This window comes from Lacrimispora sp. (genome assembly GCF_032078915.1).
Classification (GTDB): domain Bacteria; phylum Bacillota; class Clostridia; order Lachnospirales; family Lachnospiraceae; genus Lacrimispora.
Genome location: NZ_DAMAUN010000130.1, coordinates 1 through 12,299, shown reverse-complemented (window position 1 = coordinate 12,299; position 12,299 = coordinate 1). Strand labels below are relative to the sequence as shown.

General features: G+C 48.0%; 14 protein-coding genes and 1 tRNA gene. 6 read left to right on the top strand and 9 right to left on the bottom strand.

Going from position 1 to position 12,299, the window contains the following annotated elements; translation table 11 throughout:
* Positions 1–290: tyrosine-type recombinase/integrase (locus tag RT269_RS28010; protein ID WP_313187645.1), on the top strand; the 290-nt coding region annotated here is incomplete at its 5' end.
* Positions 291–384: 94 nt separating this feature from the next.
* Here RT269_RS28010 and RT269_RS28005 read toward each other — a convergent pair.
* A tRNA-Gly gene (locus RT269_RS28005) sits at positions 385–457 on the bottom strand.
* A gap of 647 nt (positions 458–1,104) precedes the next feature.
* Here RT269_RS28005 and RT269_RS28000 point away from each other — a divergent pair.
* From RT269_RS28000 to RT269_RS27985, 4 genes are read left to right on the top strand one after another with little or no spacing between them, the layout of a single operon-like run.
* Positions 1,105–1,869 (top strand): GntR family transcriptional regulator, encoded by a 765-nt coding sequence (locus RT269_RS28000; RefSeq protein ID WP_313187643.1) that lies wholly within the window; start codon positions 1,105–1,107, stop codon positions 1,867–1,869.
* Positions 1,859–2,644, top strand: coding sequence for an SDR family NAD(P)-dependent oxidoreductase (locus RT269_RS27995; RefSeq protein ID WP_313187641.1), 786 nt, complete (start codon positions 1,859–1,861; stop codon positions 2,642–2,644). Before RT269_RS28000 ends, RT269_RS27995 begins: the two co-directional genes overlap by 11 nt.
* 54 nt (positions 2,645–2,698) lie before the next feature.
* Positions 2,699–3,223, top strand: coding sequence for a YhcH/YjgK/YiaL family protein (locus tag RT269_RS27990; protein WP_313187639.1), 525 nt, complete (start codon positions 2,699–2,701; stop codon positions 3,221–3,223).
* Positions 3,224–3,225: 2 nt separating this feature from the next.
* Complete coding sequence (locus RT269_RS27985) at positions 3,226–4,053, top strand: M28 family peptidase (protein ID WP_313187637.1); 828 nt, start codon at positions 3,226–3,228, stop codon at positions 4,051–4,053.
* A gap of 42 nt (positions 4,054–4,095) precedes the next feature.
* On the opposite strand, the gene RT269_RS27980 is transcribed toward RT269_RS27985, so the two are convergent.
* From RT269_RS27980 to RT269_RS27965, 4 genes are all read right to left on the bottom strand, one after another.
* Complete coding sequence (locus tag RT269_RS27980) at positions 4,096–5,118, bottom strand: zinc-binding alcohol dehydrogenase family protein (RefSeq protein ID WP_313187635.1); 1,023 nt, start codon at positions 5,116–5,118, stop codon at positions 4,096–4,098.
* Between the two features lie 60 nt (positions 5,119–5,178).
* Positions 5,179–6,054, bottom strand: a complete 876-nt coding sequence (locus tag RT269_RS27975) for a dihydrodipicolinate synthase family protein (RefSeq protein ID WP_313187634.1) — start codon at positions 6,052–6,054, stop codon at positions 5,179–5,181.
* Positions 6,055–6,198: 144 nt separating this feature from the next.
* Entirely contained in the window at positions 6,199–7,113 is a 915-nt protein-coding gene (locus tag RT269_RS27970) for a ketopantoate reductase family protein (protein WP_313187632.1), read from the bottom strand.
* Between the two features lie 14 nt (positions 7,114–7,127).
* Positions 7,128–7,817, bottom strand: a complete 690-nt coding sequence (locus tag RT269_RS27965; RefSeq protein WP_312426156.1) for a cyclase family protein — start codon at positions 7,815–7,817, stop codon at positions 7,128–7,130.
* A gap of 180 nt (positions 7,818–7,997) precedes the next feature.
* Between RT269_RS27965 and RT269_RS27960 the strand changes: the two genes are divergently transcribed.
* Positions 7,998–8,645, top strand: coding sequence for a GntR family transcriptional regulator (locus tag RT269_RS27960; RefSeq protein WP_313187631.1), 648 nt, complete (start codon positions 7,998–8,000; stop codon positions 8,643–8,645).
* Positions 8,646–8,693: 48 nt separating this feature from the next.
* Here the strand turns inward: RT269_RS27960 and RT269_RS27955 are convergent, their stop codons facing one another.
* From RT269_RS27955 to RT269_RS27940, 4 genes are all read right to left on the bottom strand, one after another.
* Positions 8,694–9,146 carry a YhcH/YjgK/YiaL family protein gene (locus RT269_RS27955; RefSeq protein ID WP_313187629.1) on the bottom strand — a complete coding sequence of 151 codons (453 nt, stop codon included), beginning with the start codon at positions 9,144–9,146 and terminating at the stop codon, positions 8,694–8,696.
* Between the two features lie 41 nt (positions 9,147–9,187).
* Complete coding sequence (yiaK, locus tag RT269_RS27950; RefSeq protein ID WP_313187627.1) at positions 9,188–10,237, bottom strand: 3-dehydro-L-gulonate 2-dehydrogenase; 1,050 nt, start codon at positions 10,235–10,237, stop codon at positions 9,188–9,190.
* Positions 10,238–10,255: 18 nt separating this feature from the next.
* On the bottom strand, positions 10,256–11,032 hold the full coding sequence (locus tag RT269_RS27945; protein WP_313187626.1) for a hypothetical protein: 777 nt from the start codon (positions 11,030–11,032) through the stop codon (positions 10,256–10,258).
* Between the two features lie 6 nt (positions 11,033–11,038).
* On the bottom strand, positions 11,039–12,299 hold a 1,261-nt coding region (locus RT269_RS27940; RefSeq protein ID WP_313187624.1), incomplete at its 5' end, for a hydantoinase/oxoprolinase family protein.

The window sequence follows — 12,299 nt, the reverse complement described above, 5'->3', positions numbered from 1 at the left end:
GCTTCTATGATGATGGCTTCCTATTTATCCATGGTGGAAAGCGAATCAATCCCCGGGCAGTTGATACCCGTATCCGTAAATACTGCGACCATATCAATATCAGGCAGAAAGGACTTCATACGATTAGAAAGACCTATATTTCATCGCTGCTCGATGGGGGCATTAATATCAATGAGATACGAAAACAAGTCGGTCATGAGGACGAGCGCACCACCCTAAAAAACTACTGTTTCAACCGGAAAACCAGCATAGAAAATGAATCCGATATGGAAAAAGCTTTAGCCGTTTAATGTCTACCCCGGTCTACCCCGAAAAAGACATTTACAAAAATCAAAAAATAGCGGAAACCCTGATAAAATCTAGGTTTTCGCTACAAATAAAAAGAGCGCGAGACGGGACTCGAACCCGCGACCCCGACCTTGGCAAGGTCGTACTCCACCAACTGAGCCACTCGCGCATATAAATTAAAAATTTTATTCATTTGCTGCAACACAGGAATTATATCATATGTTTTTAATTAATGCAAGAGGTTAATCTCATTTTTTTTGTTGTTTTGTACTATATATTTCCTTGAATCCCTTCTGTTTTCAACTCTTTTGGACATAAAAGCCACAGTCCGAATAAAGTCGACTTCTCCCATCTTTTGTTATATACTATTACTTATAATCCACATACAATAAATCGTTCACACTCTCGCCAGTCTATGACAGGCAGGCTTATTCCCTAAGGCAAAAGCTGACTTCCTTTATACCGGAATTATGCCTGCGCTGCCGGAAGCAGCAGGAATATATTGGGAGACTGCTGCGGTACAGACGGCAGACATATGGAGCAGGCTGCCCGCAGATTACAGGCATAATCGCTGGCTCGCTCCCGGCACTTGCAGCATCAAATTCAGTAGCTTTTTTCAGCAAAGAATGATAAAATATAGATAGATATTGCATACAAATTTCCATTCATTCCTGTCCTTACCTGGTACTCATATAAAAACCATGTACCAGACAAGCCTTATTTAATTTTTGATGGCAGCACAGGACAGCCACCAACGCCCATGGCGTTATTTATTTGATTTGTGCCGCCAGTCAAGGCGGCAGAACGGAGTTTTACATGTCACTCATACCGTTTCAAAAATTGCCGCCCCGGAGACATACGGAAGATGCACGCCAATATGCATACCGGATTATCCGGCATTTCATTTTGAATCTTCATCTGCCCCCAGGCCGTAAGATGAACGAGGTGGAACTTGCAGATGCGCTGAGCATAAGCCGGACGCCGGTTCATGATACGCTTTACAAGCTTTCCCGTAAAAATCTGGTGGACATCATCCCCCAAAAGGGAGCCTTTGTATCCAGAATTGACATTAACCGGATTGAGCAAACCTTATGGATTAACAAGCAGCTTGGGACAGCTATGCTTCAAAACATCTTCATCCGAAAAGTGAAACGGCCTCAGTTTGATATTCTTTATCATAACCTGATGCAGCAGGAGGACTATCTGGCCCAAAAGGACCTATCCCAGTCCGTCCGGCTGATCACCGAATATTATCATCTGCTTTATGATCTGGCGGGCAAGATGGACTTTATCTGGGAACCCGTCCAGAAAGCCGGAATGGACTTACAAAGGCTTCTCTACTTATCTGCTTCCGATGCTTCCGTAACGGAAGATTTTCTCAGGGATTTAACTGCGCTTACTGATGCGCTTGCAGAACGGGATACGGACCGGGCGTGTACAATTTACCATCATCATTTGGCCCGGATCCTTTTGTTAATATCGCCTTTAAAAGAACGCTATCCGGACTATTTTATAGAAAATAATAAAGGACAGACAGATACCAGTTTACAGGAACAGAAAGGGCTTCTTTATGAAAAATGATATCTATCAGAATATGTTTACACTGGCAGGAAAAAAGGCCCTGATCCCGGGAGGAACCGGAGGTCTGGGAAGCGCCATTGCAAGAGCCTTCCTGCAAAATGGAGCTGATGTGGCTGTATGCGGCGGGCATCCGGAAAAAGCCGCCCAACTTGAGGAAGAGGCAAAACAGGCTGGCCGCAGCTTCCTTTCCCTTCGCTGCGACATCCGCGACCGGGATGACGTGGCAGAGATGCTTGATCAGGTGGACAAGGCATTTGGCCGCGTCGATATCCTGGTTAACAGTGCCGGGATGAACCGTCTGCTGCCGGCGGAGGATTATAATGAAGATACCTTTGATCAGGTAATGGACTTAAATGTAAAAGGAATTCACACGGTAACCCGCGGGGTAGGAAAGCGTTTCATGATTCCCAACCGGTATGGGCGTATCGTCAACCTCTCTTCCGTAAAGGGCTTTATCGGTACAAAACAGGATTATATCGCTTATTGCACCAGCAAAGGCGCAGCCAATATGTATACAAAGCAATTGGCCTGTGAATGGGGAAAATACGGCATTACTTGCAATGCCATCGCACCCACCTTTGTGCGGACGCCTATTAACTCATTCCAGCTGGATGATCCTGCTTTTTTAGAAAAGCTGACAGACCGCATCCCTCTTGGACGCATCGGCCGTGAAGAGGATATTGCTGCTGCCGCACTGTATTTATGCAGCGATGCCGCCTCCTTTGTGACCGGCCAGATCCTTGGTGTGGACGGAGGCTTAACAGCCATGCAGTAACAGGCGACCTGCAGATGAAAGAATCCAATAATCCATAAAACAGGAGGAATTCCCATGATTTTCGGAAACATTTATAAACCCATGCTGGAGGAACAGCTTGCCGTGCTGCCGGCTCCCCTGCGTAGCGCCATCCGCTTTTTAAAAGACAACGATATGGCAGCTCATGAACCAGGGGTATTTAATATAGAACTGGACGGCCTGCCCGTTATTCTGCAGGTCCTTGATTTAGACACAAAAGGCCGGGAGAACCTTCGTCCGGAAATTCATAGAAAAAACATTGATGTACAGTTTCTTGCCAAGGGCGGTCCGGAAGAGGCCGGTTTTTACAGCAAGGATGAAACCGGGCAGGTGGACGAGGATCTTCTTGACACTCCCAGGGACATTCTTTTCTTTTGCAATGATCCTAAGGCTCCGGAGGGACGGATCCATCTGGTTCCAGGCTCCTATGCCATTTATTTCCCTTGGGATGTCCATATCCCTGCCATCCAGGCCGGAGACAGCCCTGCGGCGATCCGCAAGATCGTTATAAAAGTGCCTCTTGAAAGCTGCCTCCCCTGTGACGCCCGGCAGGAGGAATGATCATGGGCCTGGACAAATATCTGACTGAACTTTCCATGAAGGATCCTGACCTGCGCCGCATGGCTTTGGAACGGATCCTGGAGCAGGAACACCTGCCCTTTGAACGCCAGGAAGAAGCTCCCTCACCCAATGCTCCCAGAGGAATCGTCAATTATTTAATTTCTCCGGAAGACAGCAGGCCCAGCCTCTTGTTCTGCGCCCATTACGATGCGGTTTACGGAAGCTTTGGGGCCAATGACAATGCTGCTGCCCTGTGCCTCCTGATCGCTCTTGCCAAGGCCCTCCGTGCCGAAAACTTCCCTGCTCGTTTTGCGTTTTTTGACGGAGAGGAAGCAGGCAATACGGGAAGCCGTCATTATGTCAGCCAAATGGACCGCCAGGCAATTACCGGTGTGATTAATCTGGATGTATGCGGTTACGGCGATACCATTGCAGTCTATGACCGGGGGAATGCAAAAAAAGAGTCTGTACGCACTTTCTGCAGCAAGGAAATCCTGACAGCCCACAACGGCCTCCTGGTGAAATTTCTGCCGAAGAGTGACGAAGCCTCTTTCTCCGGACTTCGAATTCCTGCGATCAGCATAGCCTCAATTCCCCGTTGGGATATTCAGTATTTAAATGCCCTTTCCAATCTGGGCAGTGGATTTTTAGGTCATCCCCCTGAGTTTGACATGATCCTCAGCCAGATGGATGTATCAAGCACCATGCACGGCGGCTATCGGGACTCTCCTGAATGGGTTGAGCCGGAAGCCATGACGCGTATCTATGAATATCTTATGGATGCGCTGCACGCGCAGGAAGATAAGAAAAAGCGGTTCCTTCTGTTTTAAATGCAGAAGGAGCCGCTTGATTTATTTGGAGATATATTGTGATCAAAAATCAAAGGTTAGAACGATCTTACGAATGGACGGATCATGGCTGTCCACAAAATCAAACGCCTCCTGGGCGCGAATCAGGGGGAAGGTATGAGAAACAGAACCGCTAAGATCCAGTTTTCCCTCATTGATCAGTTCAATGGCCTTTCCAAACATCTTATTCTGCAGACGGGAGCCTCTTACATCCAGCTCCTTAGAGGTGATGGCAAACTGGGTGATCTCCGTAGGAGACGTAGAAAATCCCATGGTCATGACCCGGCCGGCGTTTCCGGTAGCCTGGAGAAGCTGGGTCAGGGAATCCTTGCTGCAAACGGCATCTATGGAAACTGTGGCTCCCCTCATGTGAGTATATTCCTTTACCTTTTCCTGAAGGTCCTCCTTCAAGGGATTGATCGTATAAGCAGCCCCGTTCTTTTTAGCGGTTTCCAGCTTATCATCCTGTATGTCCGCAACAATGATATGGTCACAGATCAAACGGGCGGTCTTTAATATGGAGCTGCCAAGAGCGCCTGAGCCGTAAATTAAAAGCATGTCATCCTTGTCTAACTCTGCACGGGTGCAGGACTGGATGCCGATGGTGGCAGGCTCGATCATAACAGCGTCTTCATCAGAAAGGGAATCCGGAAGTACATAACAGTCTGACTCCGGTACGGCCATGTATTCACGGTAGCCTCCGTCAATGTGAACGCCGCGTACAGCCAGATGGTCGCATACATTGCCCCGTCCGATCCGGCAGGGATAACAATGGCCGCAGCTTGTCACCTGGTTGATGATCACACGGTCACCCACCTTTAAATTCTTGACAGAGGAGCCGATTTCCGCCACTTTTCCCACCATTTCATGCCCAATGATCCTGGGATAGGCAGCCGCAGCATTGGTCCCATGGTAAATACCTGCATCGGAGCCGCAGATTCCTGCAGCGGTCATTTTAATCAGCACGTTATTCTTTTCGTCCATTACCGGCATTTCTACATCAATGACTTTTAACTCATAAGGTTTTACAATCTGTACCGCTTTCATAAGTCTTATATCTCCTTTATAATTTTGAACCTGATTCCGGTGGCTTGTATCCAAAGAGCACTAGCGGATCTCCAGATACTGCTTAAGCACCTGATCCATCTCGTCCTTCTTCTCCTGCGTCAGAGGCAGCATAGGTTTTCTCACTTCTCCGGACGGTATACCCTGGCTGGAAACGATATACTTTAGGTTCGCGCACAATCCGTTCTTTAAAAGCACATCCAGGATATTGTTGCATTTGGTCTGGAGGACTCTGGCTTCCTCCTCCTTTCCTTCCAGATACTGGTCCATCACATGCTTAAACTGGGGCAGCATAAAATTAAAGCTGCTTCCGATGAAGCCGTCACAGCCAAAGGCAAGGAAAGCTACCATACAGCTTTCAAAGCCTCCGAAGCACTTAATATCCGGATTTATATTCCTCATCCGCTCCATCTGAAGCAGATTAAGATTGGTATGCTTTACAGATCCTATTGCACCGGATTTTAAAAGCGCCTGAATATCCGGATGGGAAACTTCCAGCTCTCTGTGGGTGCTGGATGGGATGTTATAATAGAGAACCGGCTGGCCGATTGCCTCTGCAATATCGTAGTAATATCCTGCGATCTCTTTCTCAGAGAATCCAAAGTAAAGCGGAGGAGTCGCCGCAATATTCCCAATGCCCATATCCTTTGCCTTTTTCGCATAGAATACAGCTTCCTCCGTACTGATGGATCCTACGTGAGCGAATATATCCGCACGGTTTACATATTCTGAAGCAAGTTCAAAGGAACGGACCCTCTCCTCTCTGGTCAGAAGAAAGCACTCTCCCGAGCTTCCCCCGATAAAGAATCCATCCGCTCCCTCTGAAATATTTCTCTCCCACAGCTTCCTTGCAGCGGATTCATTGATTTCTCCATTTTCCTGAAACGGAGTGATGGAAGCAACATATAATTTCTTCATGATTTGTAATCCCCCTTATCATTTGACTTTTCCCCTGTACATGTATAAAACCTCTTCTCTAGGTCCGGCTGCCAAAGATAAAGAGGCCGGTATCCGGCAGCGCATACACCCTGCGGCGGAAAACCAGCCTCTTCCTATATCCTGTTACCGGCTTTTGTCTTCCATAGCGTGTACCATTTCCACCAGGAACTCATGGGTCGGTACCGGAATGCCGCATTTCTTTGCAGCCCTTACTACGGAGCCGCTGATGGTATCTACTTCTGTTTTCCGTCCATTTTGAAGATCTGCACGGATGGAGGTGCAGCCGTTAGGAGACATCTCCGAGGTCTTCTTCACCTTTTCCATGATCTCATCGTCATCTGCATGAAGGCCCAGACCACGAGCCACGGAAGCCGCCTCTTTAATCAGGCGGACCGTCATATTCCAGGCATGTTCATTGGATGCGATATACCCCATATCCACCTGAAGGATGCCTGTGACCGCACTTAATGATACATTCGTAAAAAGCTTGTTCCAGATAAGCTGCTGGATATTGGAATGGATATTTACCCGAAAGCCGCAGCATTCAAAAGCTTCTTTCAGCCTTGGAAGGAACTGCGCTTTATCTTCCACCAACATTCCTACGTTGGTATTGCCTGTGCCGCCTCGTTTCACATAGCCAAGGCCCAAAACTGCGCCATTGTCTTCTGTGGTACCGATGACCATATGATCCTTGGAAACAAACTCCTCCAGGATATCCTCGTGGCCGGAACCATTCTGCAAGGTCATCACGTAGGTCCCAGGACCGATCAGGCTTCTGTTTGTATCCAGTGCTGCTTTGGAATATAAGGATTTAACGAACAGAATGACAAGGTCCACAGGCTCCATACCCGCTGTGGAAGTAACAGCATTGGGACGGTAAACATGCTCCTCGTTATCCTCCAGAAGCTTGATCCCTTCCTGTTGAATGTGCTCCACAACTGCAGGCGCCGTATCTACCATATATACTTCATTGTTCAGGGACAAACGGGAACCATAAATGGAACCCATGGCCCCTGCCCCTATAACAGCAATCTTCATAAATTTTACCTCTATTATTTGGAAAATTCCGCAATTCCCTCGATGGCATATGCGCGGATCGGGCAGGAATCCAGTCCTTTGATCGGAATCGGAGCGTAGGACATGAAAAATGTGTCAGTGGTCAGCTCTTCTAAATTCTTTAATACCTCTAAGAATACCACATCAACCTCCATCAGAACATCGTGGAATGCGCATACATCCTCATTGTTGCTCTCAATGGAAACGCCGTCGCCAAAGCCAACGCATTTTACCTTCTTCTCTTTTAACCACTCTGCTGTCTCACGGCAGATGAAAAGGCGCTCATCCTCTTTCGTGTTAGACGCAGGAGTGAACGGAGGAAGCTTGCGTGGGGAATCCAGGATTACAATATCCCCCTCTTTGATGCGGTCGCCGCAGGCTTTTTCTAAATCTTCTCCCTTAATCTTGCCGTTAGGCTCCATATGATCGATGTTTACAAGGATCGCACGGCCCATGAAGGTGCTGATCGGCAGACCCTGTACGTCTGTCCAGTTATCGTTGTGGTGATAAGGACATTCCACATGAGTGCCCAAATGGCTGGTTAAGTCCATAATGGTGTGGAAATCCGGGATTGGACCACCTGTGTTAAAACGGAATAAATGACACCTTCTTGTCTCGGTTTCAGGATCCAGCTGCTTTGTTAAATCAATGACTCTTAACCCATTTCCCAGTTCAAATGCGCTCATTGTTTGTACCTCCTGTGTTAAAAAATAGTTTTTTCTTTCTCCATTTATTATACCAGTATACCGGTATACCGGTCAATCATTTTTTATTGACTTCATGGTTCTTTTCAGGTATGATAATTTCCGTAACACTTATAGCCAGACAAGGTTGTCTGGTATTTCCAAAAACGACAGGAGTCTTTCATGAACGATACCGGTTCCCTGCAATATCAGGCTTATCATACAATTAAAGAACAGATCCTTTCCAAATCCCTGGACTCAGAGGTTTTGTACTCAGAAACCAGACTTGCAAAGGAACTGGGGATCTCCCGGACCCCTCTGCGTGAGGCACTTCAGTATCTCTCTCAGGAAGGTTATATCACCATCATTCCCAGCCGCGGTTTCATGATCCGGCGTCTGGACAAGGAGACCATGCGGGAATCCATCCAGGTCCGCTGCGCCATTGAAGGCTTTTGTGTCCATCTGGCTGCAGTCTGCGAGGACAAAAAACGGCTTCATAAGCTCTTAAAGGATATGGAAGAATCCCTTGCCAGGCAGAAAACCGCTCTCACCGCAAAGAACTTCCCGGAGTCCTTTACCGAAGAGGACCACCAGTTCCATATGCTTTTAGTCCATTTCGCTGAGAACAGCGAATTTGACCATCTGTTCCAGCGCCTTCTTTATACCATACATCTGACTACTGCCAATGCCCTGACCGTCGCAGGCCGTGCACAGGCGACCTACGAAGAGCATTTAACCTTTTACCAGCATCTGAAAAAAGGGGATGGCCTCCAGGCCTATCAGGTTCTGATCAATCACCTTATGATGCCTTTGACCATGAATATCATTTAACGTTTTCTGTCCGGCCTGAGTTATCTAAAGGCCGGACAGATTTATTTTTTAAAGAGCGATCTTAACTACGACCTTCTTTACATCACAGGGATTTCCTGCCGCGCAGCGGGGCTTATGGGCATCTTCAGGGGCCACAATGATTAAATCTCCTTCTTCCAGCAGAACGCTTCCGCTAAACTCCGGTTCTTCATAGAAGATCACATCGTTTTCCTCGATCCGCTCCTTTACCTTTAAGCCGTCTCTTTTGCAGACGCCGAACTGTTCCCTTCCGGAAACCATGTACTGAATATCAAAATATTTCTCATGGGTCTCAAAGGATCCCTGCTCAGCAGGAAATGTGGTGTATTCCTGTACATTTGCCACCACAATGTCTCCCATGACCGGATAGCTTCCTGCCGGTAAAGAATGGATATCCGTTTCCCTCAGCCACCCATAGGCCGCCCGGAATTTATCTTCCAGATAATCGTATGTTTCTGCCACTGAAATATTAGAAAAAAGCATAAGTTTTCTCCCTTCTGCTCCCCAGGGGGAGCAGTTCCTTTTTATTTGCTTGCAATATCCTTTGTATCTAAATCACCTTCTGAAATGGCAACCACCTGAGCCCAGACAGTTTCATCCACGGATACGCCATCCTTCATGCTGCGTTCCCTGGCGGTAATGGTCCGCTCTCCCGGACAGGTAACCTGGCCGCCTTCCCGTTCCGGATGGCTCGCATCCGCTGCAGCAACACGCCGGTTAAGCATTTCCTGGATTTCTTCCTTTGTTCCGAAAAGATATGGATCATAAGCAATGAAAATCTGACAGCAACCGGTGCAGCTTCCTCTTCCTTCCTCATCCATATCAAAACCGCTGTTTCCGTTTGCCATAAGAGCTGCTGCCAGATCCAGCGCAATGGCCATGCCGCTTCCCTTCCAGTATCCGGTGGGAAGGATCCTTCTGCTCTCCTCAATGGCTCCCGGATCATCCGTCAAGTTTCCGTCTTTATCAAAGCCTCCGGGGAATGGAAGCTTTTTGTCTGCCAGACGGTAAACTCCAAGCTTTCCATAAGCATACTGGCTCATCGCCATATCAAGAACAATCGGGCCATCCTCTCTTGGAATGGCAATGCAGAACGGGTTATTTCCAACACCCGGCTCATCACTGCCCCACAAAGGCATACAGCTCTCCGTATTGATCCAGCTCATGCCCATGAAACCGGCTTCCGCCATTCTCCAGGCATAGGTGCCGCCGCGCATCCAGTGAGTCGTATTTCTCAAGGCAACGCATCCGATCCCATGCTCCTTGGCAAGCTCCATGGCCCGGTCTGCACAAAACATTGCATTGGTAATGCCGATTCCTAAATGTCCGTCGTAATTTTCGACGGCTCCCCTGGCCCCTATAAGCTCCGGCTGGCCCTTTGGATCCACCCAGCCCTTCTGCACATATTCCACAAAACGGGGAACTCGGTTTAGTCCATGGCTCTCTACTCCATCGGCACTGGACTGGGCATGGATCGTTGCGCAGGTCTCAGCCTGTTCCATGGTAAGCCCGGCATTTAACAACGCTTTTTTTACTGTTTCTTTTACTGTCTCAAATGGAATTTTTAAACTCATATCTTCTCCTGCTTTCTCTTAGGCGGTACGCGGCGTTCTCCCCGCATAGACCATCATCTCCTCGTAAAGTCCGCTGGCTTCTTCCGGTGAATAGCCATAGACCAAAAACACATCCATTATATAGGGGGAATAGGTGATTCCCATGATCTCCTGGGCAAACCCCATTGCCGCAATTTCGCTGAAAGCGATCACGTTGGAATCGTTATGAAGAAAACCAAAGGACCACAGTCTGACCTTTTCTGTCTTCGTGAATATTTCATGTTTGTACTGCTCTTCCACGAAATGAAAAAGCTCGTGGGACAGCAGAAGACGGCTGATATCAAGCCCCTCTGCTAACAATTCTGAAATCCCCGGCCTTCCAAAGAGCTTCTCCCCTTTTTTCACCGCATCCATATAGATGCAGATTTTATTGGGTACCCTGTATTCAGCGAAAAGCACCCGGTCGGTTTTCTCCGGGAATTCCGGAAAGGAGATATCCATGCCCATGGCTTGTGCCAGCTTCTTAGGATCCCTGGTCTGGTACTTTTCACAAACCTTCTGTGCATATTTTCTGCCGCAGGCCAGGCTTTTCTCCATCCATTCCTTTCGCTGCTCCTCGTGAAACCTTCCATTTAAAGGCTCTCTGGAAAATGCATAGGAATACCATTCCACCGGCTCGATTTCCGCTAAGTCATTTACCATGTCCTCGATTGGACGTACGTCAAAGTGGGGGCGCTCATATACGCTTGTCCTCTGCTTTCCGAAAAGTCCATCTGTAATGGGCTTTAGGGCATTCCGAAACTCTTCCTTCTTCATAATTGATTAAATCTCCTGTACGGAAGCTATGATCAGGACATCTTCCTCTGGCTCCCGGTCTCCTAAGTCCAGATTCATAAGAAGCATAACCTGCTCTAAGTCTACTGCACTGTAGTCGCATACCCTGGGCCCGAAACATACAAAGAAATCCGGACGCAGCACGGTATCCGTCTTAAACACGGCATTTTCCTTCCAAAGCTTTTCTACAACCTCTTCGTAATCCTTTACCTTACATTTCTCTACAACACCGTCGGAACACTGCACTTTAATGAATCCCTTGCTGTCTACAATTCGCAGAGGTGTTTTACCGTCTTTTTCCCCTTTATAAACATAAAACTTGTCTGTCATCTCAGCCAATTCCACATTGGAGATCTTGGGACCGAAATCCTGTAATGCAAGCTCGCAAGCCTCCGGCTCCTCGCAGGCCTTTAAAAGATCTGTGGTCTTTACCTCTGTGGATCCTGTAGCTATGGCCGTCACCTTTCCTGTCTGGCTGTCGATCTCTATATGGATCTCTACTGAATCAGGAGAAGCGCCTGAGCTGACTGCTAAATCTGCCGCCTCTTTTTTCAGCTCACGGATGTCTTCCTGTGTTGGGTTTGGAATCACACGCTCTACCACGTCACGAACCATGGACAGGGCCACGCCAATGGAAGAAATTACTTCCGCGTTTTCCGGGATGCTGTACTGCAGTCCCATCTTGCCGGCGCAGTAAGGAACCAGGGAAGCAGCACCGCCGCCGCAGCCTACCAGTTTCATGCTGTCATGATCTAACTTGTACTTTTCAGCCAGAGAGTTGATGCAGGCATTGATCTTTTCAAAGTCCTTATCCAGAATCTGGGTCGCCAGTTCTTCTACTGTTATGCCTAGCTTATCAGCAACAGGCTGCATAGCCTTTCTGGCGGAATTTGCATTGCCGTGGGCAAAGTATTTTTCATCAATAAGGCCCAGGACGTTTGCAGCATCCGTATTGGTAAAGCAGATTCGCTTTCCATTCTTTAACCGCAGGGTCACATAGTCGCCCGGATCTCCTGGCTTTGGGCTGACCATTTCGATCTGTGGATCAACGATCTCTTCTTCCGGCATAAAGCATGCATATTCACAGCCGGCGATATGAGCGGAACGAGGGCCTACGTCTACCACGCATTTATCATTGACACGGACCATGGAACCGCCTGCGCAGCCTAAGATCCGGACATCCAGAGAGTTGATATAGGTGTCGTGACCGCCGATTTTGGCATAATCCACGCCAGGACGGCCGTTCTTA